This window comes from Streptomyces sp. RKAG293, from assembly GCF_023701745.1.
Lineage (GTDB): Bacteria > Actinomycetota > Actinomycetes > Streptomycetales > Streptomycetaceae > Actinacidiphila.
In genome coordinates, this window is sequence record NZ_JAJOZB010000001.1 from 7885627 (window position 1) to 7910357 (window position 24731).

The following is a 24731-nucleotide window of genomic DNA, read 5'->3' on the forward strand; positions in this document are numbered from 1 at the left end:
GACCCGGCGGCGGCCCGCCCGCGGGCCCGCGGTCAGCGGGCCGGCCGTCACGAGGTCACCGCGGGACCGGCGAGGGCCGCGTCGACCTGGCCCACGGTGAGGTACTCCAGCGGGGCGAGGATCTTCGCCGTCTGCGGCGCGAAGGCCGGGGACGCGACGATCACCTCGGTGGTCGGACCGTCCGCGACGATCTCGCCCTCCGCGAGCACCACCACCCGGTCGGCGGCGGCCGCCACGAACTCCACGTCGTGCGTGGAGATCACGACGCTGCGCCCCTCGGCCGCCAGCGCGTCCACGATGCCCGTCAGGGCCTTCTTGGCCTGGTAGTCGAGGCCCCGGGTGGGCTCGTCCAGGAGTACGATCCGGGGCGCGGCCGTCAGCTGGATCGCCAGCACGAGGGAGAGCTTCTGCCCCTCCGACAGGTCCCGGGGGTGCGTGTCGTCCGCGATGCCCGGCGCGAGCCGGTCCAGCAGCTCACGGGCGGTCAGCACGGACGCGCCCGCAGACTCACGGTCGGCCTGGGCCAGTTCACCGGCCACCGACTCCAGATAGAGCAGATCCGTCGGCGTCTGCGGGACCAGCCCCACCAGCCGCCGTGCGGCCGCCGCGGACACGTGCTTGGGGTCGCGTCCCCGCTTGCCGGACCCGGTGCGCCGGCCGGGCGCGGTGTCCCGGCCGGCCGGGGCCTCCGCGACGTCCACGGTGCCGCCCTGCCGGGGACCCGAGCCCTGCAGCGCCCACAGCAGGGACGACTTGCCGGAGCCGTTGCGTCCCATCAGAGCGGTGACCTGGCCGGTCAGCAGGTCCAGATCGACCTCGCGGACGGCCACCACGTCGCCGTACCGCACCACGACGCCGCGCGCGGTGAGCGCGGGACTTTCCCCCGACCCCGCGGGCGCGGACGATCTCGCCGGCGGGACCGTGATCCCGTCCAAGCGCTCGCGCAGCGGCCCGGCGGCCCGGCGGGCGTCCCGTACGGACAGCGGCAGCGGCCGCCAGTCCACCAGCCGGCCCAGCTCCACGACGGGCGGCGCCACGATGGTGGTGCGGAACATCGCGGCGGGCAGCCCGTCGGAGACGGTGCCGTCGCCCGCCAGGTGCAGGACCCGGTCCGCGTACTGCACCACGCGCTCCAGCCGGTGTTCGGCCAGCACGACGGTGACGCCCAGATCGTGCACCAGCCGGGTGATCGCGGCCAGCACCTCCTCCGCCGCGGTGGGGTCGAGCGCGGACGTGGGCTCGTCCAGCACCAGGATGCGGGGGTGCGCGGTCAGCACCGATCCGATCGCGACCCGCTGCTGCTGGCCGCCGGACAGCTCGTGCAGGGCCCGGTGCCGCAGCTCGGCGAGCCCCAGCAGATCCAGGGTCTCCTCGACCCGCTTGCGCATCACGTTCGCCGGGACCGCCAACTGCTCCATCGCGTAGGCGAGTTCCTCCTCGACGGTGTCGGTGACGAACCCGGCCAGCGGGTCCTGCCCGACGACGCCGACGACGTCCGCCAGTTCACGCGGCGGAAAGTGCGCGGTGTCCCGGCCCCCGACGGTCACCCGGCCGGCCAGGGTGCCGCCGGTGAAGTGCGGCACGAGGCCGTTGACGGTGCCGAGCAGCGTGGACTTGCCCGCACCCGTCCGCCCGACGACGAGGCAGAGTTCACCCTCCTCGATCCGCAGGTCCACCTCCCGCAGGACAGGGGCGGGCGCGCCGTCGTACGTGACGCTGACCTGGTCGAAGCGGATCACAGGGTCACCTCGGTAGGAGTGGCACGGTCGGTCCGCCGGGACGGCTCCGTGGCGGCGGCGGTCGTCCGGGGGCCGGCCGGGGCGCGGCCGGGCGGTGGCGCCGCGACCCCGGCGACGCCGGCGATCAGGACCGCGACCGCGGGGACGGCCGGCAGCGTCGGCCAGCTCAACGGGTAGAGGGACGGATTGAGTTCGGCCGCGCTGTAGCCGGCGGTGGTGAACAGCAGGACGGCGGAGGCCAGACCGCAGCCCGCGACGATCCATTCCGCGAGCCGCCAGGGGTCGGGCCGGTAGCTCGTCCGCCGCACCCGCCGGCCGCCCAGTGCCAGGCCCGCGCAGCACAGCAGGGAGCCGACGAGCAGTGCGGGCAGCCCCAGCGCCTTCGGCGCGGTCCCGTCGAGCAGCCCGTAGACGCCCGCGCACAGCCCGCACATGCCCAGCAGCATCAGCGCCCCGGTGGCCCGGCGCGAAGCGCGGGTCGCCGTGCCGGCGCGGCCGTAGCCCCGGGAGTCCATGGCCGCCGCCAGGTGCAGAGAACGCTCCAGGGCGTCCTCCAGCACCGGAATGGCGATACCGCGCAGCGCCCGGAACCCCTTGGCCCGGCCGGCCCGCAGCCGCCGGGCCCGGCTCACCCGCTGGACGCTGTCGACGAGTTGGGGGGCGACGCTGATCGACACGGTCACCGCCACCCCGAGCTCGTACAGCGCGCCCGGCAGCACCCGCAGCGCCCGTTTCGGGTTGGCCAGGGTGTTCGCGGCCCCGATGCAGCACAGCAGACACGCGAGCCGCAGGCCGTCCGTGGCCGCGGACAGCGTGGCCTCCAGCGAGACCGGGCCGCCGATCTGGATCCCGGCGTACCAGGCGGGGGTCGGGATGTGGGGGAGCGAGAACAGCAGGTGGTCGGCGGGGGTGATGCCGCTCGCGAAGACACAGCGGAACACCACCCGGATCGCGACCACCGTCAGCGCCAGCCACAGGTAGTACTTGAAGCCCCGCGCCCAGGGCGCTTCGGTGCGCCGGGCGGTGACCACGAAACCCAGCACCGCCAGCACCAGCAGGAGCAGCAGCGGATTGGTGGTCCTGCTGACCGCGGTGGCCAGCCCGATCGCCCAGATCCACCACGCCACCGGGTGCAGCAGGCGCGGCAGCCGACGGCCGGCCCCGCCCGGCGCGCGGCGCGGGGCGGAGCCGGAGGACGGTTCCACGGAGAGCGGGACCCCGCTCATCGCGCTCGTCGGCGACGCCGGGCGACGATCACCGTCGTCCCGCCGAGCAGCACCACGAGTGCCCCCGTGATGACGCCCGGCACCACCGAACCCGTCGAGTGCCCGGCCGCCGCCGTCGGTTCGGCGTCGACCATCCGCGGGGCCCTGCCCGACGGGGTCGCACCGGCGGAGGACGGACCGGTGGGAGCGGCGGTCCCGGCGGACGTGGCCGGGCCCGTCGGCGTGCCGGCGGCCGGGGATCCGGGCGCGCCGCGCGCGGGGGCGCCGCTCGGCGCGCCGCCGGGGGCGGTCGTCGTACCGCCGCCGCCACCGCCGTTGGGCGGCCGGCCTGCCGGCTGGGTGGCCGGCGGCGCCTGGCCGCCGGACGGTGCCGGCGGCTTGGTCGCGGTGCCGGCCGGGGAAGTGTTGTGGGCCCGGACGGAGTCCGGCGAGAACGTCGGACGGCCCTGGGTGCCGCCGATGTCCGTGCCACCGAAGATCCACAGATCCACGCTGCCGGCCACCGGGTGGTAGCTCATCGCGCCGAGCTGGCTGTACGACCAGGTGTTCCGGCCGGGGTCGGCGTGCCAGTAGGACCAGTAGGCGCTGGCCGGCGGGGTGAGCACGCAGGAGTCCTGCGACGGCGTCGGGTAGCGGGTGCCGCCCTGGTAACCGCTGTACCCGATCCGGCAGATGAACGCGGGACCGTCGTGTCCGGTGCCGGTCGTCTGCCAGCCGCCCTGGTTCAGCAGGGTGTAACCGGTGGTGGGCGTCGTTCCGCAGGAGCGCAGCAGCGGCCCGCCCCAGTGGCTGAAGTCGACGGCGAGGATCACGCCGGAGGACGTGGTGCACTGCCCGATCGGCAGCGCGGTCGCCGCCGCCGGGGCCGCGGAGACCCCGACCCCGGCGAGCGCGACGGCGAGGGTCAGGCCCAGGGCGCCCAGCAGACGGCCGAGGCGGCCCGGTCGGCCCGGTCGGTCCGTCCGGTGGAACCGGATGACGTGGCGCATCAGCGGTGACTCCCCTCGGCCGTGGAACGGCGGCGGCGGGCCATGACGACGGCTCCGCTCCCGGCCAGCAGCAGCATCAGTGTCAGCAGCGTGAGCCGCTGTGCGTCGAGTCCGGTCGAGGCCAGCCCGCCCTGTCCCGGCGACGGGTCATCCGAACCGCCCGCGTCGGTGCCGCCGTTGGCCCCGGCGGTACCGGTGGCCGGAGCGCTGGTGGACGGGGTGGGGCTCGGGCTGGGGACCTTGCTCAGATCCCGCAGCAGGCTGCCGAAGGAGATGCCGGTGGCGCCGCCGACCGCCTGCGTCGAGGCCCGCAGATCCGAGCCCTTCTGGCCCTCCGCGGCGACGTCGAAGCCGCCGTCCTTGTTCTGCCGCTTCGAAAGGAAGGTGAGCGCGTCGGCGGCGGGAGGCGTGGAGGAGCCCTTGCCCAGCCGCAGCGCCTGGATCGCCAGGGCCGCCGAGTTGGTGGAGTCGCCGGCCGCTCCGGGGAACCCGCCGTCCGCCTTCTGCTGGGTGGCGATCCAGGCGATGCCCTTGGCGACCGCGTCCGCGGCGGCGTCACCGGGGACCATCGACAGGGCCATGACCGCCATCGCGGTGCTGTCCACATCGGAGTCGCCGGTGGCCGGGATCAGGCTCGGCCAGGCGCCCTTGGTGTTCTGCAGGCTCTCCAGGTACGTGATCGGCGTGGCCGCGTTCACCTTGTCGCCGGCCCGCAGCTGCGCGATGATCCCGAGCGACTGCGAGAAGACCGACGTGGCGTAGGTGTAGTTGCCCGCGGCCGCGCAGCTGCGGTCGGTGCCGCCGGAGGCCTTCGCGCAGACGGCCCTGTCCAGCGCGGCGATCAGGTCGTGGCCGCCGAACGTCCGCGGGTCACGGCCGGTCGCCTCGGCCAGCAGGGCCTCCTTGCCGAGGGAGCCGCCGCCGGCGTACTCCGTCCCGATACCGGTCCAGTCGTTGACGGTCCGGCCGGAGCCGTCCTTGCCCTGCCGGTCGATGAAGTCCACGACCTTGAGGAGCGCGGCGTCGTTGCCGCCGGCCGCCGCCAGCGCGTAGGCGCCGTCGATGGTGAGCCCGAAGTCGGCGAACCCGGAACCGGCGAACGCCTCGTAGTAGTGGCCGTCGATCAGCCGCGCCGGTGCGACCAGGTACGCCACGCCCTTGACCAGGTCGGGGGAGGTGCCCGGCGGAGCCGTGGTCGGCGGGCTCGTCGGCGGGGAGGTGCCCGCCGGATCGTGGTGCAGGGTGCCGAGGTTCGCGCCGGACAGGGCGATGACGGCCTGCGTCGTCGCGAACAGATCCGCCTCGGTGGCGGTCGCGTCGGTGCTGAAGCCGCCGTCGGCGGTGTGCCGGCCGGAGATCCAGTTCCGCGCCGCGGCGGCCCGGTCCTTCGGGCCGAGGACGGTCAGCGCCTGCGTGTCGAACGCGGTGCTGATGGTCTCGGCGCCCGGAGCGCCCTCGTACGGGATCCAGCCGCCGTCGGCCTGCTGTGCGCCGAGCAGGTACGCACCCGCCTTGGCGACCGCCGGCGCGTCCGCGCCCGACGCCCTGGCCAGTGCCACGATCACGCTGCCGGTGGTGCCGGGCTCCGCGTCGCAGCGCTCGCCGGGGAGGATCATGGAGCCGGCGAAGCCGCCGTTGGTGCACTGCATCTGCTCCACCCGGGCCACGGAGACGGCCGGGGGTGTGACCCCGCCGCGCGCCAGCGCCAGGACGGCGAGGGCGTCGGTGGTCGGGGAGTACGCCCCGTAGAAGTCGCCCGCGGCCGAGCAGTTGCCGAGGCTCCCGGCGGCGGTGCAGACGTTGTCCGTCAGCGCGGTGAGGAGGTTGTGCCCGCCGAAGGCCTGCGGATCGGCGCCGGTGATCTCGGCGATCAGCGCGAGGCCGGCTATCGCGCCGGGGCGCGGCGGGACCGCCGGGCCGTCGGCGTACGCGTACTCGGTGACGTGCGCGGACAGGAAGGCGACGATCCGGGTCAGTGCCGGATCCTGGCCGCCCGCAGCGGCCAGCGCGATCGCGGTGTCCACGGTCCGTGCGTAGTCGATCTCGCCGGCGGCCTCGTTCTGGACGTGGTCGCCGTCGGTGAGGTGCTCGACGAGCCACTGCGCTCCGGCGGCCGCACCCTCGGCGGCCGGCGGGTTCGAGCCCGACGGCGAGGTGGTGGGAGTGGTGGTGGGGGGCGTGGTGGTCGGGGTGCCGCCGCCGGGGTTCTTCGCGCGGACGGAGTCCGGGGTGAACGCGGGCTGTCCGCTGGTGCCGCCGACGTCGGTGGCGCCGAACACCCAGGCCTCTACCTCGCCGTCCTTCGGCACATCGCCGAGCGCGCCCAGCGGGCTGTACGTCCAGGTGTCCTGGCCCGGAGGGGCGATCCAGTACGACCAGTAGGCGGAGGGCAGCGGAGTCGTCCGGCAGCCCTCCTCCGCGGCCGTCGGATACTGGTCCCCGCCGTGGAAGCCGGCCGTGCCGATGCGGCAGATGAAGCCGGGTCCGTCGTGGACCGTGCCCGTGGTGCTGAACCCGGCGTTGTGCAGCAGGTTCATCCCGGTGGTGGGGTGGGCGTCGCAGCCGCGGACGACGGAGCCGCCCCAGTGGCCGAAGTCCACCGCGACGATCGCGCCGCTCGTCGCCGTGCAGTCGCCGACCGGGTCGGCACTGGCCGGCGAACCGGACGACACGAGCGTGACGCCGGCGGTGGCCAGTACCAGGAAGGCGGACACGATCAGGGACACGAGGCCCTGTCGTCCGCGTCCGCGCGGATCCGCGTGGGTGTTCATCGGTGGCTCCCCTGTCGGCCGGCGGGAAGCCTGAGCACGGAGGCCGGGCACTCCCCGGGCGACCAGGGGGCACCGCGATATCCGCGCCGTAGACCTCGACGGCGCTCGTGATGATGCGGCTTCAGTGCAGGTAGTCCGACTCATCCGCCTTTCGGCGGATCTACGGTTGCGGGTCAGTGCCGGAATTCGACCGGGCTTCCCCTGGCTTCTGAAGCGTCTGAAGTTGTAAAGCGGTTTATCAGACCATGATGGCGCATGGCCGGTCAACGCCCGCTCGTGTCCGGTGAATCACGTACGGCGACAGGCCGCCGGCGCGTTTCCGGTGCGCTACCGTCACGGTGATACCGCGTGGGGGAACCTGGTGCGACTCCAGGGCTGACGCGCAACGGTGTGGGCGGTGATCACCGCTCCGAGCCCGAGTACCCGCCGGTGTCGCAGCACAGCGGAAGCCTGTCCACGCGATCGGGCGGCGGCCGCCCCGGCGGCGGTGGGTGCAGACACCTCGGTGCGGGGCGCGTTCGGCGCTCTCCACCCAAGGAGTCCACACATGTCCGGCCCTCTCTCGTCCGGCACCTTCTCGTCCGGCCCGCTCTCCCGCTTCGGCAGACGGTCACGCCGTACCGTCGCCCTCGGCCTGCCGCTGGCGGTCGGGGCGCTCCTGCTCGCCTCGACGCCCTCCGAGGCGACCTCCACCCCGGCGCAGATCGCCACCTCGAAGACCAACGGGGTCAACTACCTCAAGTCGCTGCAGGCCGCCGACGGCAGCTACGTCACGCCGGGCGGTCTCTCCAACGAGTGGGCGTTCAGCGCGCTGGCCGCCGCCGGCACCGCCGCCGTCGACGTCACGCCCGGCGGCGACGTCACCAAGAACGCGCGCACCGTCTACCGCAACCAGCTCTCGGCCCCGTCCTGGCCCAGCGCCTCACCGGTCGCCACCGACTACCAGCGCGCCGCCCTCAACGCCAACGCGGCGGGCATCGACCCGGCCCGCGTCGCCGTCGGACGCAACCTGATAGCCGACGTCGTCTCCTACTGGCAGACCGCCTCACCCGGCTCCTACGGTCCGCCCGCCAACTTCAACGGCACGGTCTTCGGGCTGCTCGCCCTCGGCGGCGCCAGGACGCAGGCCGGCGTCCAGCGCGTGCCGCAGAGCCTGCTCAACGCGTCGATCACCGTGGTGCGCGCCAACGAACACAACGACGGTGGCTGGAACTTCAGCCAGGCCGCCGGCAACCCGACCCAGCTCGCGGCGGCCAGCGACATCGACATGACCGGCGCCGCGATCGCGTCGCTGTGCGTCAGCGGCGTCGCGAACACCGACGCGGCCGTCGTGGCGGGCAAGAACTTCCTCAAGAGCAAGCTGGTCAACGCCACCGGCGCGTTCAACGCCATGTTCGGCGCCAACACCGACTCCAACGGCTGGGCCGTCTCGGGCCTCAACGCCTGCGGATTCAACGCCCAGGGCTCCGACTTCACCACGCCGGCGGGCAAGACGCCCATCGACTTCCTCCTCGCCAACCAGTTCAACCCCGGCGGCGGCTTCAAGTACCAGCCGGCCGACACCTCCCCGACCGCCTACTCCTCCATCGACGCCCTGCGCGCCGTCGGCGGGGCCGGCTTCACGGCCGTGCCGCCGACCCCGCTCACGGTCGGCGCCCCGAAGTGGGTCGGCACCACGACCTTCACCAGCGGAACCGCCAGCAAGCTCGCGCTGATCGTCGACACCGGCGCCGGCGCGCTCAAGGTCTGCTCGGTGACCATCACGCCCACCGGGACCACCTCGACCCTCGGCGCGGTCCTCGACGCCGCGCTCGCGTCCTCCACCCCCGGCGGCTGCGTGACCAGCAGGACGCCGACCTCCGGCACCGGGACCGTCACCGAGGTCAACGGTGTGACGAACGCGGGCAGCAACACCTGGAAGGTCGGCATCGACGGCGCAGCGGCGGCCACCGCGACCCGGGCCACCGTCGTGAACGTCGGTGACACGATCTCGCTGCGCTACGGCGTCTGATCAGCCCCTGACGACGCAGGCCCTGACGACTCGAGTCCTGACGGCTCAAGGACGACTCAACCCCTGACGACCGCGACCCGCGGTGCGTGCGCGCCGGTCACCCCGCCAACGGCCGCCCGCACCGCAGGTTCCACCGTCCGGCGCGGCCGACGAGCTCGGTGACCGTCAGCGGCAGGACGTCCAGGCGCCAGAACGCCTGCGGCGGCAGGCCGACGGCGTGCACGACCGCCGCCCGTACGACCGCGGGCTCCACGACCGCGAGCACCCGCCCGCCGTCCGGCGCCCCGCCGTCCAGCCAGCCGCCGACCCGCTCGCAGAGCTCCGCCAGCGATTCGCCGCCGTGTGGGGCCGCGGCGGGGTCCGACAGCCAGCCGGCCACCGCCGCCGGCTCCGCGGCCGACACCTCGTCCAGCCGGAGCCCCCGCCAGCGGCCCATGTCCCAGTTTCGCAAGGCCGGCTGCTCCCCTGCGGTGACGCCGAGGAGCTCCGCGGTCCGCCGGCAGCGTTCCGACGCGGCGGTCAAGTACGCGGTCGCGCCCGGCAGTTCGGCCGCGCCCGCGCGCGCCCGGCGTGCTCCGGCGTCGGTCAGCGGGCTGGTTCCGTCGTCGAACCGTGCCTCCTCGAAGGCCTCGCTCTCCGCCGACGAGACCAAGAACACACGCACCGTCATCCCCGCTACCCCTCCCTTGTCACACCGGCCCCGCAGTGGAACACATCGTCGCAGGTTGGCGCGTATCGCCTTTGTGCACGCCCTTGGCCGCGGGTGTCGCTTCACGGTACGGTTCAGCCCGACCCGACGACGGTGTGACGGAAGCACGGTGAAAATCCGGCACGGTCGCGCCACTGTGAAACCGGCTCACCCCGGTAAGTCAGACCCGGCACCTTCGTCAACAGCACCACCAAGTGGGACGCGTGTTCCCGAGGAGGCACTGCCATGGCCCAGTCCGCTGCACCCGCGGCCGCCAGTCCGGCTCTACCCATCACCCCGCTGCCGCTGAAGGCGATCCTGCCCTGGGCGGTCTTCTTCGGCATGCTCGCGCTCGTTCTGCTGTACTTCGTCGGTGCGGAGCAGGGCGCCACGTCCCTGGTCGCCGGATCGGACGTTCACGAGTGGGTCCACGACGGACGCCACCTGCTCGGCTTCCCCTGCCACTGATCGGAAGCCGCTCCAATGAACTCCACCACTGTGCGCTCCCTGCTGGTCCGGGGGATGCTCGCCGGGCTCGTCGCCGGTCTGCTCGCCCTCGTCGTCGCCTATCTCATGGGCGAACCGAGGGTCGACGCGGCGATCGCCTTCGAGGACTCCCACTCCCACGAACACGAGATGGAGATCGTCAGCCGCTCCCTGCAGTCCACCGCGGGACTGGCGACCGGCGTTCTGATCTTCGGCGTCTCGCTGGGCGGGATCGCGGCCCTCGCGTTCTGCTTCGCCCTGGGACGCGTCGGCCGCTTCACCCCGCGGGCGACCGCCGCGCTCATCTCGGGCGCGGCGCTGCTCACCGTCTACGTGGTGCCGTTCCTGAAGTATCCGGCCAACCCGCCGTCGATCGGCGACCCGGAGACCATCGGTAAACGCACCACCCTGTACTTCCTCATGATCGCGCTGAGCGTGCTGCTCGCGGTGGCCGCCGTCATCCTCGGCAAGCGCCTGGCACCGCGACTGACCGCCTGGTACGCCAGTGTCGTGGCCGGTGTCGCGTATCTGGTCGCCATCGGGCTGGCCTACGCCTTCCTGCCCGCGATCAACGAAGTGCCCGCGGACTTCTCCGCCACGCTCCTGTGGCAGTTCCGCCTTGCGGCCGTGGCCATCCAACTCACCCTGTGGACCGCCTTCGCCCTGACGTTCGGCTACCTCGCCGAGCGCGTACTCACCCCCCGGCCCGCCAAGAGCGAGGCCGCGGAGGCGAACAGCGAGAGCAAGACGGCGGCACGGACGGCCGCCTCCGCCGGCTGACACCGACCGACGCCCACCCGACACGACCGACAGCCCGCCGGGGCCCGCCCCGGCGGGCTGTCGGTCGCGCCGCGCCGTGCCGGGACCCGGCACGGAGCCGAAGGAGTCCGCGTGACCGCCCCCTTTCCCACGCCGTACGCGGCACGGCCCTGCACCCTGGTGGTGTGCCGGGGGTGCTGTTGCGGCAATGCGAGCAAGCACCCGGGCACCGACCACCAGCGGCAGTTGGACCGGCTGAGCGCCGCGGCCGCGGACTCCGGCGGCCGGCTCGCGCTGCGCACCACCGACTGTCTGGGCCCGTGCGACCAGGCGAACATCGTGGTCGTCCAGCCGTCCGCCGAAGGACGCCGCAAGGGCGGCCGGGCCGTATGGATCGGCTTCGCCACCGACGACGGCTCCACCGACGACATCCTCGCCTGGGTGGCCTCGGGCGGCCCCGGCGAGACCGAACCGCCCGCCTCCCTCGCCCTCCAGATCGTGAGTCCGCGGCGCGCGACCCCGCTGCGCCGGCGCCGCTGACCTTCCGTCGCGAGCCGGGCGCGCCGCGGCGCGGGGGCACTGGGCCGCCCGGACCACGGGGGCCGGAGCCGCCGCGCGGCGCTGATCCAGACTCCTGGCCTGCCCTTACGCTCACCCGCGTGGCGAGAATCGTGGATGCGGTCAAACGGTTGGTGATCGGCCCGGCGTTGCCGAGTGAGGGGTTGCAGGAGACGCTGCTGCCGAAGCGGCTGGCGCTGCCGATCTTCGCGTCGGACCCGCTGTCGTCGGTCGCGTACGCCACGCAGGAGATCCTGCTGGTGCTCACCCTCGGCGGGCTGGCGTATCTGCACCTGACGACGTGGGTGGGGATGGCGGTCGTCGGCCTGATGGCCGTCGTGGTGCTGTCCTACCGGCAGGTCGTGCACGCCTACCCGTCCGGTGGCGGGTCGTACGAGGTGGTCGCGACCAACCTGGGCCCGTCCGCCGGGCTCGTGGTGGCCGCGTCGCTGCTCGTCGACTACGTGATGACGGTCGCGGTCTCCGTCGCCTCCGGCGTCGACAACATCATCTCCGCGATCCCGTCCGTCAACGAGTACCGGACCGTGATGGCGGTCGCCTTCGTCGCGCTGCTGGCGGCGATCAACCTGCGGGGGACACGGGAGTCGGGGCGGGCGTTCGCCGCTCCCACCTATCTGTTCATCGCGGGCGTGCTGATCATGTGCGCGACGGGGCTGTTCCGCTGGCTGGTGGGCGACGCCCCGGTGGCGGAGTCCGCCGCGTACGGCATCACCCCGGAGCCGGGCGACACCAACCTCGCGGGGTTCGCGCTGCTGATGCTGGGGCTGCGGGCGTTCTCCAGCGGCTGCACCGCCCTCACCGGTGTCGAGGCGATCTCGAACGGTGTGCCGGCGTTCCGCAAGCCCAAGTCCCGTAACGCGGCCTCCACGATGACCGCGATGGGAGCGATCGCGGTGGTGATGTTCTCCGGCATCACCGCGCTCGCGATGATCTCGGACGTCCACATCACCGACGACACCTGCCGGCTGACCGGCATCACGGGCGACTGCGCGACCACTCCGCAGCGCACCGTCATCGCCCAGCTGGCTTCCGCGATCTTCGGCGGTGACCACAGCTTCGGCTTCTTCTTCATCCAGGCTGCCACCGCCCTGGTACTGGTCCTGGCCGCCAACACCGCCTTCAACGGCTTCCCGTTGCTGTCGTCGATCCTGGCACAGCACCGCTACCTGCCCCGTCAGCTCCACACCCGCGGCGACCGGCTCGCGTTCTCCAACGGCATCGTCGCACTGGCCGTCGTCGCCGGCGCCCTGCTGTGGGCGTTCCACGCGTCGGTCACCAACCTCATCCACCTGTACATCCTGGGCGTCTTCACTTCGTTCACGCTCTCCCAGACCGGGATGGTCCGGCACTGGAACCGTGCCCTGCGCACCGAGACCGATCGGGCCCAGCGCCGCCGGCACCGGACGGCACGGGTGATCAACGGCGTCGGGGCGTTCGTCACCGGTCTGGTGCTGGTGATCGTGCTGATCACCAAGTTCACCGAGGGCGCGTATCTGGCGGTGATCGCCGCGGTGGTCCTGTGGGTGAACATGCGCGCCATCCGGCGGCACTACGACAGAACCGCCGCCGAGCTCGCGGTCACCGAACCGGCGGAGGAGCTGGCGCTGCCGGCCCGGGTGCACGCCATCGTGCTGGTCTCCAAGATCCACAAACCGACGCTGCGGGCCCTGGCCTACGCCCGCGCCTGCCGCCCCGACACCCTCGAAGCCCTCACCGTCGACGTCGACCGCGACGAGACGAAGGCGCTGCAGACCGCGTGGGACACCTTCGACATGCAGGTGCCGCTCAAGACCCTGGCGTCGCCCTACCGGGAGATCACCCGGCCGGTCGTGGGATATGTACGGTCGCTGAACCGCGCCAGCCCGCGCGACATCGTCAGCGTGTTCATCCCCGAGTACGTCGTCGGGCACTGGTGGGAGAACGGGCTGCACAACCAGTCCGCGCTGTGGCTCAAGAGCCGGCTGCTCTTCACTCCCGGTGTCATGGTCATCAGCGTGCCCTGGCAGCTCAGTTCAACCGAGCTCAGGCCGCACCGCCCGACCCGCCGCGCCCCCGGATCCGTACGCCGCGGCGAACCCGACCCGGTTCTCCGGGCCGGTGTCGGCGCCGCCGCGGGCAAACCGGAGAGCGGACGGGAGGAGCCGCCGCGCCCCGGCGACCCGCGCTGAACGGCGGGTCCCGGGGAGTCCCCTCGGTCCGGGGGCCTCGCAGTCCGGGGAGCCGTCTCGGTCCAGGGGAGTTGTCTCAGTCCGGGGGCATGGACACACCCCGGTCCTGTAACGCCGCGCGGGCCGTCACCGGGCCGCCGGTGGCCGGGAATCCGTCGGCCGCGCGGCCGTCGACCAGGCCGGCCCTGACCCGGCAGCGGACCCGTTCGACGGCGGGGGAGCCGATGAAGGCGTCCGAGACCTGCATGAGCCAGGCCGTCTCGGCCTCGACGCTCGCCCGGACCTTCGGCGGTACGTACCCCTCACAACCGCCCGGGGTGGATATGCGTCCCGAGCGGGCGGCCTCCAGAGCCGCGGCGATGGTCGCCGCCTCCACGATGGGCGCCAGCCGTTCCGAGGCCGCGTCGAGGCCAGAGCCCTCCGCCTCGGCGGTCCAGGCCGCGACCTCAGGATGGAAGTACGGGCGCAGCGCCAGGTGCCCGTCCCGGATCTCGATGATGCGGCGGTACAGCGCGAACTGGGCGCCGAGCGGCAGGATGCGGCCGAGCCGCAGAGCGGGCCCGGCCAGTGCGATCTCCGGCAGCGCGGCGTGCATCGCGGTCCACAGCGGACCGATCCGCCGGTAGCCGTGCCAGGCCCGCAGCCAGCCGGCCGGGGTGGGCAGCGCCCGCCCGTTCGGCAGCCGGTCCCGTAACTCGGCGGCCGCGTCGTGCGCCGCGCTCCAGGGCGGGCCGATCCAGCGGTAGCCGTGCCAGGCCCGCAGCCGGACCAGTCCCCGCCGGACGCGGGCCGCCAGGGGCGGCCCCCACGCGGAGGACATCGTCCCGCCCAGCCCCAGTGCCAGACAGACCATGCCGGCCAGCGCCGAGACCGTGCTCTCACAGCCGTCCTCACGGCCGGATCCCAGCGCGGAGAGCACATCGCCCAGACTCCACACCGTCCACAGCAGCCCCAGGGCCGCGCTCGCGGTGATCAGCCCGAGCCCGCCGCGCAGCAGCCGCGAACGGACGTACCGGGTGCAGCGGTGGATCAGCACGACGAACACCGCCAGGCACCAGGCGGTGTGCAGGGTGAGCAGGGTGTTGTACGCCGCCAGGAACCCCTCGCGCCCGGTGGCCGCGACCAGGTCCCGGCCGTCGCGGGTCACCCCGGCACAGAGATACGTGACCAGGCTGGCGACCATGACCACCGACGTGCCGGTGAGCTGCCGGCGGACCGCCGTACGGCTGTGCGGCCCGGTCCCCGCCGAGCGCGCGACCAGCGCGAGGAACGCCATCGCCGCCAGATTGCAGCACTGTCCCGCGGGCGCGGTCCACAGCGCTAACGGCCCCGCCCGGCCCGCCAGCCGGGTCGTCGCCGGGGCGAGGACGGCGAGCGCGCTCCCCATGGACACCGCGCAGCCGAACAGATGGCGTACGGGAGTGCCGGTCGGAGCGCCCCGGGTGGTGAGGAGCTTCCAGCAGACGCCCGCCAGGACGATCACGCAGCCGGTCAAGGCGACCGCGTCGGTCACCTAACGGTCCCCGGACCGGGAAACGTCCGACCGGGAAGGGTGCGCAAGGGGCCGACGACCGCGGTGGTCCGGATCGGGGCGGCGCCGGCGAGTCCGACGATCGGCCCGAGCCGGGCGAACGCCTCGGCGATGTCGAGGCTGCCCTCCGCGGGGAACCAGGCGTCACGTGAGCGCCTGACCTTGCGGGCCGGCCGGTGCAGGGCGAGCGAGGCGATGAGTTCGGCCTCCTGCTCCTGGGCGTCGGAGTAGACGCTGCGCCCCAGGACCCGCCGGACCAGCTCGCCCGACAGATGCGGCAGCAGCACCCGGGACGCGGAGGAGCCCAGGTGCGCGACGCCGGTGTGGCCGCAGACGAGGTGTCCCACCTCGTGCAGCAGTATGTGCTGTTGATGCAGGGCGCTGGTGCTGGTCGGATAGCCGATGTAGTCGGCCCGGTCGGTGGTCACCAGCATGCCGCAGGGTGTGCACGCGTGTGGAGGCAAGGGCACCAGCACCAGGGGCCGGCCCCGCTGTTCCGCCAGTGCGTCGGTGAAGCGGGTGGCGTCGAACGGCCGTGGCAGTGGCAGTGCCGCCACGGTTCGCCGACATCGCCGCCACAACATTTTGTTCTGCTGTTCCGCGTAGTCCCCCATAAGACCCTCCCCGGGCAAGGCACCGCACAACGATCAGCAACCGCTCATGAGCGATATGAGCGATGAGCGATCCTATGCCCAGGGGTGGACCAGTGGATATCAGTCGGCGCGGCGCAATCCCGCCTCTCTGCGGGCAATGACTTCGATCATGTCGCTGATGGTGCCGAGGCCCTCGGGCGACAGGTTGACCGCGCGCAACGCCACCTCGCGTACTCCTGCGTCCCGCAGCGCCCCGAGGAGCTGGAGCTCCTGCGCGATCTGAGCGCTCTGTTGGTCGTCGAAGAAATACATCGGCGGCACCTGGAAGAATTGAGCCAGTGCTTCAAGGTGACGTTTGGTCGGATTGTCCCTTCGGCCCGTGCGCAGTTGCCACAAATAAGTGGCTGAAAAGCTCTCCCCGGTGGCCTCGCGGCACGCCCGCGCCACTTCCTCGTGGGTGTACGGCGTGTGGTCCGGGCCGCGGACGACGTCGAACAGCCGGTCGATCTTGTCCGCGAGCGTCGGGGTGCCGGACATCGGATCAGGCACCGCATACCTCCCTTGGTCGAGTGCCCTGCGTATCGCCTGTGGTAAGCGCGGGTGGGGTCCGCTCTGCGTCTCACGCATCTTAGTTGGTGACCCGCCGGTTCTGACCGCCTTGGCTGTGGAGACCGGGTGCATGTTCGCCGGGTCGCACAGGCATCCCCAACTGGCTTGAAACCAGCGATTGTTGGCCTGACATCCGATCCGTCGTCCTGTCAGATGTACGCCGTGTCCGACTGTTGACGGCCGGGGGGACGCGTGCCAGCCTGTCAGCGGAGATGAATGAGGGAGCAAAACTCATTCACATCAGTCTCTGTTCCTTTGCGCCACACAGACCCTCCCGGCTGCCGGGAGCGCCGGACGCGACCGCGTCCGGTGATGCGTCACATCACCGAAAAGGAGCACAACATGAAGAAGATCGTTGTCCGCAAGGCCGGCACCGTCCGTCTGACCTCCGCCGCGACGTCCTGCTACTGCGGTGGCACGCCCGTCCTCGCCTGACCCATCACTTCCGAGCCGCGGCGAGCCGGTCGAGACCGGTCCGCCGCGGCTCGCGGAGCTCCAGCCGGTCCGGGCCACGGTGTCCGCGGCCCGGACCGGCACTTCTGCGGACCAGCGACAGTGAGGTAGTGATGGACGCCGCGGCAGTGGACCTCGACCGACCCCTGAGGCTGTACCCGCTGACCTTCCTCGAGGAAGGCGACGAGGTCACCGTGGGACGGGCCGACATCGATTCCTACGGCCTCTTCCCCGCCGACGGCGCCGCGCTGCTGCGCCGCCTGGAGACCGGGGAGACCCCGAACGACGCCGCCCGCTGGTACAACACCCAGTACGGCGAGACCGTCGACATGGTGGAATTCCTCGAAGTCCTCGAGGCCTTCGAACTGCTCGTGCCGGACGGCGAGGAGGTCGCCGAGGCGGGCGCGGTGCGCTGGCAGCGGCTCGGCCGGGCGCTCTTCTCTCCCGTGGCCTGGGTGCTGTACGGACTGCTGTTCATCGCCGGCATCGTCGCCATGTTCCGTGAACCGGCCGTGGTCCCGACCTACCACAACATCTTCTTCACCAGCTCGTCCCTGGTGGCGCTCGCCCTCGGCAACGTCCTCGGCCAGGCGCCGTGGATCCTGCTGCACGAGTCCTACCACGCACTGGCCGGACGCAGACTGGGCCTCAACTCCTCCCTCAGCATCGGCCGGCGCTTCTACTACGTCGTCTTCCTGACCAAGCTGGACGGACTCGTCGCCGTACCCCGGCGCAAGCGCTACCTGCCGATGCTCGCGGGCATGCTCGTCGACGTCCTGGTCGTCACCGGGCTGACGCTCGCCGCGGTGCCCCTGGCCGGCTCCGACGGCTTCGCCGGATTCCTGGGCCGCTTCCTGCTCGCGATGGCCTTCGGCACCCTGCTCCGGTTCGCCTGGCAGTTCTACTTCTTCCTGCGCACCGATCTGTACTACCTCGCCACCACGGTGCTGGGCTGCAACGATCTGCAGACCGTCGCCAAGGGCATGCTGCAGAACCGGCTCTACGGCCTGATCGGGCGGCGCGACAAGATCGTGGACGCGGAGACCTGGACCCCGCGCGACCGTGAGGTCGCCCGCTGGTACGTCTGGCTGATGGTCACCGGCTACGCGGTTCTCACCGGACTGCTCGTCACCGCCGTCGTCCCCGCCGCGATCCGGATCACCGAGATGGCCGTCAGGAAGCTCTTCTCCGACATCTCGCCGCTGAACGTCCTGGACGTGACGGTCTTCCTGATCCTCAACTTCGGCGAGCTGATCCTCGCGGGCATCCTCGCCGTCCGCGGCTACCGCCGCCGCACCCCCGCCACCGCCGGCTGAACCACGGCCCGAAGCATGGGCGGCCCGACCGGACCGCGCCCGCACCAACCGCGCCCGCACCAACCGCGGCCGGAACCCGGCCGCAGCCCACCGGAACGCCGTACGACGCGACGCAGAGGAGCAGTCCGCATGAACGAGGTTGTCCCCACTCACCACTGGGTCCGCGGCGGGCTGGTCCGGGACCGCGAGGCCGCCATGGAACGGCTCGGCCTGCCGGCCGGACCGGTCATGGTCGTGAACGCGCACCGCGGACTGCGCGGACCGTACACCGCCGCCGGGACCCTCGTACGCGCCATGGTGCCCGACGTCCTGCTCCGCGACCGGAAGCTGGTCGAGCGCTACGACATCGAACTGCTCTCCGCCGCGCCGGACCTCCGCTCCGTCGTCCCCAACTCCCGCGAGACGCTGACCTCCATGGCGCTCCCGGCCGAGCGCACCCGCTACTACGCCCGGCTACGCACCACGCGCATCTCCAACGGCCTGGTGGAGTTCGTCCGCGACGGTCTGGCCGCCGACGGGCCGCGCGTCCTCGTCGTGGAGAACGCCGACCGGGCCGAGGCCACCGACCTGGAGTTCCTCACCGCACTGGTCCGCCGGATCGACCCCACGCACCTGACCGTCGTCGTCCGCAGCGGCGGCACCGGACCCGCCGACGAGGCCCTGCTCGCCGTCCTCGCCGCCCGCGCCCAGGTCACCGAAGTCCACCCGTCCGCCGCGGCGGACGGGCCCGCCGACGCCTGGGCCTATGTCGCCACGGACTGCACCACCGACGAGCCGGCGCCGCTCGCGGCCTACGAGGCACTCGACCCCGCGGCGCGGGCGCTGCTGCACGACCGGCGCGCCGCCGAACTCGCCGAACGGGACGAGGAGTCGCTCCGGCTCGGCGCCATCGCCCACCACCTGGAGCACGGCTCCGATCCCGGCGGCGCGGGAGTGCCCGCGGTCTTCCACGCCATGGACCACAGCCTGTGCAACGGTTTCTACGAGGCGTGCGTCGACTACGGCCGGCGCGGACTGGCGCTCGTCGACCCCAGGACGGAACACGACCGCTGGTGGGCCTTCACCAAGGGCGTGACGCTCTCCCTCTCCATCCTCGGCCGCACCTACGAGGCCGAGAAGCTGGACGACCAGGCCCGGCTGAACTCCGTCAAGCCCGCCGTCCACATGGCCGCCGCCTACAACACGGCCATGCTCTACACCCGGCACAACGACCCCGAGGACCGCGACGAGTTCAAGGCCAAGGCCTGGCTGAACTCCGCCATCGCCACCGCGTCACTCATCGAGAACCGCGGCGACCGGGCCTTCCAGAGCGCCTTCTACAAGAACGGCCTGGCCCTGGTGGAGGTCAACCTCGGTGAGCCGACCGAGGCGCTGCGGCTGGTCGACGAGGCGATCAGCAGCCTCGACGAGCTGCTCGGCCCGGACGAGCACGTCCTGCACCGCTCGGTGCTCAAGAACAACAGGGCCCGGGTCTACCTCAGCCTCGGCCGCATCCAGGAGGCCCTCGCGGACTACGCGATCGTCATCCGGGAGGACCCCAACCACGCCGAGCACTACCTGGAACGCGGCAACATCCTGCGCCGGCTGGGCCGGCCCGAGGAGGCGTTCGAGGACTACGCGAGGGCCATGCGGCTCTCCCCGCCGTTCCCGGAGATCTACTACAACCGCGGCGACCTCCGGCTCAACGAGGGCGACACCGAGGGCGCACTCGCCGACTTCGGCTATGTCATCGAACTCGTCCCGGAATTCGTCGACGCGTACGTCAACCGGGCCGGTCTGCTGCTGGAGGCGGGCGAGCTGGACGCGGCCGAGCAGGACGCCAACACCGGCCTCGGCCACGAGCCCGACAACCCCTATCTGCACGCGGTCCTGGGCCAGGTGCACGCGGAGCGCGAGGAGTTCGAGGAGTCCCGGGCCGCCTTCGACCGTGCGCTCGCCGCCGACCCGGACATGATCACGGCACTGTCGGGACGCGCCGCCCTCGCCTACGACATGGGCGAACTGGACACCGCGGCCCTCGACCTCGGCCACGCCGTGGAACTGCAGCCGGACGACCCCGCGCTGCGCTACAACCGCGCCTTCGTCCACCAGGACACCGGCCACTGGGAAGAGGCCCTCGCCGACCTGGAGATCGCCGCCGGGCTGGCACCGGACGACTCCGACATCACCGAGGCGCTGGACACCTGCCGGCGCAAGGCGGCAGCCGCGCGATGAGCGCGGACGGAGCGGTGACGGCGGACGAGGCGGTACGCGAGCGGCAGCGGCCGCTGCGGTCGGTGCTCGGCCGCTTCGCCACCGGCGTGGCGGTCGTCACCACCGTCCGCCGGGGGCGCCCGGCCGGACTGACGGTCAACTCCTTCACCTCCCTGTCACTCGACCCGCCGCTGGTCCTGTGGTGCCTCAACCGCGCGTCCAACCACCGGGCCGCCTTCACCGCCGCCCCGCACTTCGCCGTGCACCTGCTCGCCGCCGGCCAGCGCGAACTGGCGGCCCGCTTCGCCGGCCCCGGCGACCGCTTCGAACGCCTCGCCACCCGGCCGGGACCCTACGGGGTACCGCTCCTCGACGGCACGATCGGCACCCTGATCTGCCGCCGCGACCGCATCGTCCCCGCCGGGGACCATCTCGTCCTCATCGGAGAGGTGCTCGACCACCACGCGGAACCCGGCGCGCCGCTGCTCTTCCTCGACGGCCGTTTCCATCGCGGTCCCGACCCGGAATCGACCTGAACAGGTATCAACCGGCCGGACGCCGACTAGAGTCGGATCACCGCGAAATGCCGTACAGCTGGTGGGTGTGCCAGTGCACAGTTCCGGGTCCGTGAAGCGACCCGGGGGAGGGCGTGTGCCCGGATGAGTAGTCGCTCCAACCGGTCGATGGGCGTGTGGGCCGAGGCGCAGCGTCAGCGGCAGCGCCAGTTGGAAGCGCACCAGCGGGAACAGCGCTACGCCGAACGGGAACTCGCCCGCAGCAACCGGGAACAGCAGGCCGCGTACCGGCAGCGCCGCGAGGCGGACGCCAGAAGGCGCACCGAGGAACTCGACACGCGGGTCGAGTCGTTGACCCGGCTGCTCGCGACGGGCTGCCGGGCCCCGGCGTTCCGCACCTCGGCCCTGCTGCGGTCCGAACAGCTGGAGCCGTTCGCCCCCGGCCGGCTCGCCGTCCCCGTCCCGGTGCCGCAGCAGAGTGCCTACCGCCCGCAGTCCGGCTGGGGTTTCGGCTCCGGCCGGCGGGCGCAGGAAGAGGCGCAGGCCCGGTACGAGCACGACCTGGCGGCCGCGCAGACCGCCGAGGCGCAGCGGCAGCAGCAACTCACCTCGCACGGCCGGCAGTACGACGCCTGGCGGGCCGCCCAGCTCGCGGAGATCCGCCGCCACAACGCCGGTATCGCGGAGAACGTCAGCGGTATGCGCCGGGGGACCCGGAGACGGTGGTGGAGTACTTCTCCGCGGCGCTGTACGCCTCCACGGCCTGGCCGGAGGGATTCCCGCGCCAGGTGTCGTGCGCCTACGACGCGCCCGCCCGCCGCCTCGTGCTGAACTGGGAGCTCCCGGGCTACGACATCGTTCCGGAGGCCAAGCTGGTGCGGTACATGCCCGGCGCGGACCAGGACAAGGAGACGGCCAGGCCGGTGGGGCAGCGCCGGGCCGTCTACCGGGACGTGGTGGCGCAGTGCGTGCTGCTGGCGCTGCGCGAACTGTTCGCGGCGGACGAGTTCGGCACCCTGGACTCGGTCACGCTGAACGGCTTCGTGGACGACCACGACCCCTCGACCGGGCTGCGGGCCCAGCTCTTCCTCGCCACGGTCGCGGCGGACCGCCAGGTCTTCGAGCGGCTGAACCTCGTCCAGGTCAGTGCGGTGGACTGTCTCGTCGACGGCCTGGGCGGCAAGCTGTCCGCGCGCCCCGACCAGCGCACCGTGGTGCGGCCCGGTGCGGTGCCGGGCGACCTGGGCCGGGGCACGGTCTCGCACGGGGGAGGCGAGGACCCGGACCTGTTCGAGATGGACCCGATCGAGTTCGAGTCGCTGGTGGCCGAGCTGTTCCGGGCCCGCGGCATGCAGGCGGTCATGACGCAGCGCTCCAACGACGGCGGAGTCGACGTCGAGGCGCTGGACCCCGACCCCATCAGCGGCGGCACGATCATCGTGCAGGTGAAGCGCTACCGCCACACCGTGCCGCCCACCGCCGTACGCGATCTGTTCGGAACGGTGCAGGGAGCGGGCGCGATCAAGGGCGTCCTGGTGACGACCTCGGGCTACGGCCCCGGCTCCTACACCTTCGCCAGCGGCAAACCGCTGACGCTGATCTCCGGCCCGGAACTCGTCGACCTGCTGGGCCGCCACGGGCTGCGCGGCCGGCTCGGCGGTGGCCCGGCGGTGCCGGCCCAGCGGACCACTCCACCGGCCGCGGCGGCCGTCCCCGACACCGAGTACAACCTGCTGGGGATGTCCTGGTCGGGGGGTGTCGCGCTGGACGTGTGCGCGCTCGTCTGCCGGGGGAACCGCGCGCTGAGCGACGACCACTTCGTCTTCTTCAACAACGCGCAGACACCCGACGGAGCGGTGCGCGCGGTGTCCCGGCCCGCCCGGGACAAAGCCGCCGTCCGGGTGGCCTTCGACGCCCTTCCCCCGAGCGCGGACCGGCTCGTGCTGGCGGTGTCGATCGACCCCGAGATCAATCCGCACGCCGACCTCGCCGGCTTCACCGACTCCTTCATCCGGCTGTCGGACGGATCGGGAGCCGAACTCGACCGGCTGGAGGTCTCCGACGGCCGGGCCGGTGAGACCGCGTTGATCCTCGGCTCCTTCCGCCGCCGGGCCAGCGGCGACTGGGAGTTCGTCATCGGCGGCAAGGGATACGAGGGCGGGCTGGAAGCACTGGTCCGGGACTACGGCATCGACGTCGGTTAGGGAATCCCACCCGGACACCGAAAAGGCTTTCGATGCGGAGTTACCCCGATGCCGCTGGAATGCGAACTCGTGTACGTGGGACGGAAATTCGAAGAGGGAATTCCGGGCGAAAGGTCAGGTATTCGGCACGCGCAGTTTCACCCAGGAAACCGGACCGGGCCAGCCGTCGGCGTCCGAACCCCGATAACCGATCTTCAGCTGGAACTTCGCGTACGAACGCCGGTCGGTATCGGTCCACCGCGGGCCCGGCCCCTGGCTGTACAGCGCCACTCCTTCGGCCACCAGCCGGCGGCCCATCGCCGTGATGATCGGGCTGTGCGGCGCGGTGTGGAACCACTGCGTGCCGGGGAACGGCTCCAGGGCGGGCGGGTGCGGGGTGGGCGCCGGACGGGGCCAGGCCGGATCGGCGGAATCGATGCCGCCCGGGTACTTCGGGTAGCCGTAGCCGTACACCCGGGGCGAGGCGCGTTCGCGCACCCGCCGGTAGACCCCGTCGCCCTCGGCCGAGCCGTTCACGTTGGTGTTGCCCTCGATCGTGTAGATGCGCGTGGCATCGAACCGCTCCACCACGCCCGTGTGCTCGGAACCGCCGGCACCGTAGAAGACCTGGGCTCCCACCGCCGGATACTCCGAGAAGCGCTGGCGCTCCCTGAACCACGCGACGCCCGTGGCGCACGCCGCGGTACGCGGGAACAGGGCGGCCGCGCCGGCGCGCAACGCCACCCAGGAGACGAACGTCGCGCACCAGGGCTGCCCCTGCGACCACTCCAGGCCGGGGACCTCGTCGCTGTACCGCTGGATGTTGTTCCAGTCGCCGTGATCACGGCCCTCGTGGACACCGACCTGCCCGGCCGCGGTCCGCATGACCGCGTCCGGATCTCCTTGTAGCGTTTGCGCCGTCAATGGATCTGCGGACATGTGCATCACCCCCGTCGGCTCCACCGTGGAGCCGGTAAAGACACAGTCCTCGGGCGACCTTGCAGAATTCGTGCAACCTGCGTGCAAGGTGCGTAGCAGGCCTACTTCTCATCCATGAGATGCGCGTGTTAAACAATGACCGTGAAAGACGCACCATCGGTCTGGGGGGAGACCATGGAGTTCCGCTTACTCGGACCTGTCACCATCGCCGACGAAAACCGTTCGATCAGCCCGGGAGGGCGTAGACAACAGGCTGTCGTGGCAGCTTTGTTGATGCACCGCAACACGTTCGTTCCGGTGCCCCGGCTCATCGACTGCGTATGGGGGGACGAGGCGCCGCCCAGCGCCGTCAACAGTCTTCAGAGCTATGTCTCGCGGTTCAGGAAACTCCTGGAACCGGGGCCGCCCGACGGATCGGTGCGCCTGGTGCGCAGCGTTCCCGGCGGGTACTCCCTGCACGCTCCCGACGAACAGGTCGACGGAGTCCGGTTCGCGCGGCTCGTGTCGGAGGGCCGGTCGCTGCTGGAGGTGGGTCGCGCCATGGAGGCGTACCGCTGTCTGACCAGGGCGCTGCGGCTGTGGCGCGGCCCCGCGATGGCCGGTCTCGCCGAACACGAACCGCTCGCCGCGGAGATCGCGAGGCTGGAGGAGCTGCGGACGTCCGCGACCGAGTACCAGGCGACGGCCGCCCTGGCGCTCGGCCGGAACGAGGAGGCCGTCGCCCTGCTGAAGGGCGTCATCCGCGAATGCCCGCTCCGGGAGGGGCCGCGCGCCGGCCTCATGCTGGCGCTCTACCGCTCGGGCCGGCAGGCCGAGGCGCTCGCCCTGTTCAGAACGACCCGGGAGATGCTCGTCGACGAACTGGGAGTGGAGCCGGGCCATGAACTGGCCCGGCTCCAGCAGTCGATCCTCCGCCAGGACCCGGCGCTCGTCAGGCCGGCCCTGCCCGTCTAGCGGAGGAGGGACGAAGGAACGGCCGGACG

General features: G+C 72.3%; 18 protein-coding genes, 1 pseudogene and 2 riboswitches. Of the genes and pseudogenes, 10 read left to right on the forward strand and 9 right to left on the reverse strand.

Annotation, left to right across the window (positions count from 1 at the left end):
• Nucleotides 1-47: 47 nt before the first annotated feature.
• The 4 genes from LNW72_RS34820 to LNW72_RS34835 are packed head-to-tail and all read right to left on the reverse strand — an operon-like array spanning nucleotide 48 to nucleotide 6725.
• On the reverse strand, nucleotides 48-1739 hold the full coding sequence (locus LNW72_RS34820) for an ABC transporter ATP-binding protein (protein ID WP_250979021.1): 1692 nt from the start codon (nucleotides 1737-1739) through the stop codon (nucleotides 48-50).
• Entirely contained in the window at nucleotides 1736-2965 is a 1230-nt protein-coding gene (locus LNW72_RS34825; protein WP_250979022.1) for an energy-coupling factor transporter transmembrane component T, read from the reverse strand. The genes LNW72_RS34820 and LNW72_RS34825 overlap by 4 nt, the downstream gene beginning before the upstream one ends.
• The gene (locus tag LNW72_RS34830; protein WP_250979023.1) at nucleotides 2962-3954 is read right to left on the reverse strand and encodes a hypothetical protein; all 993 of its coding nucleotides are present in this window, start codon (nucleotides 3952-3954) and stop codon (nucleotides 2962-2964) included. Before LNW72_RS34830 ends, LNW72_RS34825 begins: the two co-directional genes overlap by 4 nt.
• Nucleotides 3954-6725 (reverse strand): prenyltransferase/squalene oxidase repeat-containing protein, encoded by a 2772-nt coding sequence (locus LNW72_RS34835; protein WP_250979024.1) that lies wholly within the window; start codon nucleotides 6723-6725, stop codon nucleotides 3954-3956. The genes LNW72_RS34830 and LNW72_RS34835 overlap by 1 nt, the downstream gene beginning before the upstream one ends.
• Before the next feature lie 106 nt (nucleotides 6726-6831).
• A riboswitch (cobalamin riboswitch) is annotated at nucleotides 6832-6961 on the reverse strand.
• A 67-nt stretch (nucleotides 6962-7028) separates the two neighbouring features.
• Nucleotides 7029-7171, forward strand: a riboswitch (cobalamin riboswitch).
• Nucleotides 7172-7272: 101 nt separating this feature from the next.
• On the opposite strand from LNW72_RS34835, the gene LNW72_RS34840 reads away from it, so the two are divergent.
• Nucleotides 7273-8736: a hypothetical protein gene (locus LNW72_RS34840; RefSeq protein ID WP_250979025.1), complete on the forward strand. Its 1464-nt coding sequence runs from the start codon at nucleotides 7273-7275 to the stop codon at nucleotides 8734-8736.
• A gap of 97 nt (nucleotides 8737-8833) precedes the next feature.
• Here the strand turns inward: LNW72_RS34840 and LNW72_RS34845 are convergent, their stop codons facing one another.
• Nucleotides 8834-9406 carry a histidine phosphatase family protein gene (locus LNW72_RS34845; RefSeq protein ID WP_250979026.1) on the reverse strand — a complete coding sequence of 191 codons (573 nt, stop codon included), beginning with the start codon at nucleotides 9404-9406 and terminating at the stop codon, nucleotides 8834-8836.
• 264 nt (nucleotides 9407-9670) lie between these two features.
• Here LNW72_RS34845 and LNW72_RS34850 point away from each other — a divergent pair, with 264 nt between their 5' ends.
• The 4 genes from LNW72_RS34850 (at nucleotide 9671) to LNW72_RS34865 (ending at nucleotide 13416) form a co-directional block, all read left to right on the forward strand.
• A complete protein-coding gene (locus LNW72_RS34850; protein WP_138352543.1) occupies nucleotides 9671-9892 on the forward strand; it encodes a CbtB domain-containing protein in 222 nt (73 codons plus the stop codon).
• A gap of 15 nt (nucleotides 9893-9907) precedes the next feature.
• Entirely contained in the window at nucleotides 9908-10690 is a 783-nt protein-coding gene (locus LNW72_RS34855) for a CbtA family protein (RefSeq protein ID WP_250979027.1), read from the forward strand.
• Nucleotides 10691-10801: 111 nt separating this feature from the next.
• Nucleotides 10802-11209, forward strand: a complete 408-nt coding sequence (locus LNW72_RS34860; protein ID WP_138352546.1) for a (2Fe-2S) ferredoxin domain-containing protein — start codon at nucleotides 10802-10804, stop codon at nucleotides 11207-11209.
• Between the two features lie 119 nt (nucleotides 11210-11328).
• A complete protein-coding gene (locus LNW72_RS34865) occupies nucleotides 11329-13416 on the forward strand; it encodes an APC family permease (RefSeq protein ID WP_250979028.1) in 2088 nt (695 codons plus the stop codon).
• Between the two features lie 76 nt (nucleotides 13417-13492).
• Here the strand turns inward: LNW72_RS34865 and LNW72_RS34870 are convergent, their stop codons facing one another.
• The 3 genes from LNW72_RS34870 to LNW72_RS34880 form a co-directional block, all read right to left on the reverse strand.
• Entirely contained in the window at nucleotides 13493-14929 is a 1437-nt protein-coding gene (locus LNW72_RS34870; RefSeq protein ID WP_250979029.1) for an MAB_1171c family putative transporter, read from the reverse strand.
• A complete protein-coding gene (locus tag LNW72_RS34875; RefSeq protein ID WP_250979030.1) occupies nucleotides 14926-15504 on the reverse strand; it encodes a ParH-like protein in 579 nt (192 codons plus the stop codon). The genes LNW72_RS34870 and LNW72_RS34875 overlap by 4 nt, the downstream gene beginning before the upstream one ends.
• 156 nt (nucleotides 15505-15660) lie before the next feature.
• Nucleotides 15661-16077, reverse strand: coding sequence for a helix-turn-helix domain-containing protein (locus LNW72_RS34880; protein ID WP_138352587.1), 417 nt, complete (start codon nucleotides 16075-16077; stop codon nucleotides 15661-15663).
• Nucleotides 16078-16715: 638 nt separating this feature from the next.
• Between LNW72_RS34880 and LNW72_RS34885 the strand changes: the two genes are divergently transcribed.
• From LNW72_RS34885 to LNW72_RS34900, 4 genes and pseudogenes are all read left to right on the forward strand, one after another.
• Nucleotides 16716-17918: a hypothetical protein gene (locus LNW72_RS34885; RefSeq protein WP_250979031.1), complete on the forward strand. Its 1203-nt coding sequence runs from the start codon at nucleotides 16716-16718 to the stop codon at nucleotides 17916-17918.
• Nucleotides 17919-18047: 129 nt separating this feature from the next.
• On the forward strand, nucleotides 18048-20132 hold the full coding sequence (locus LNW72_RS34890; RefSeq protein WP_250979032.1) for a tetratricopeptide repeat protein: 2085 nt from the start codon (nucleotides 18048-18050) through the stop codon (nucleotides 20130-20132).
• The gene (locus LNW72_RS34895) at nucleotides 20129-20647 is read left to right on the forward strand and encodes a flavin reductase family protein (RefSeq protein ID WP_250979033.1); all 519 of its coding nucleotides are present in this window, start codon (nucleotides 20129-20131) and stop codon (nucleotides 20645-20647) included. The genes LNW72_RS34890 and LNW72_RS34895 overlap by 4 nt, the downstream gene beginning before the upstream one ends.
• A gap of 123 nt (nucleotides 20648-20770) precedes the next feature.
• Nucleotides 20771-22830 (forward strand): annotated as a pseudogene (locus LNW72_RS34900) (restriction endonuclease).
• A 114-nt stretch (nucleotides 22831-22944) separates the two neighbouring features.
• Here the strand turns inward: LNW72_RS34900 and LNW72_RS34905 are convergent.
• Nucleotides 22945-23694, reverse strand: a complete 750-nt coding sequence (locus LNW72_RS34905) for a peptidoglycan-binding protein (RefSeq protein WP_308402078.1) — start codon at nucleotides 23692-23694, stop codon at nucleotides 22945-22947.
• Nucleotides 23695-23922: 228 nt separating this feature from the next.
• Here LNW72_RS34905 and LNW72_RS34910 point away from each other — a divergent pair, with 228 nt between their 5' ends.
• Complete coding sequence (locus tag LNW72_RS34910; protein ID WP_285371024.1) at nucleotides 23923-24702, forward strand: AfsR/SARP family transcriptional regulator; 780 nt, start codon at nucleotides 23923-23925, stop codon at nucleotides 24700-24702.
• Nucleotides 24703-24731 lie beyond the last annotated feature (29 nt).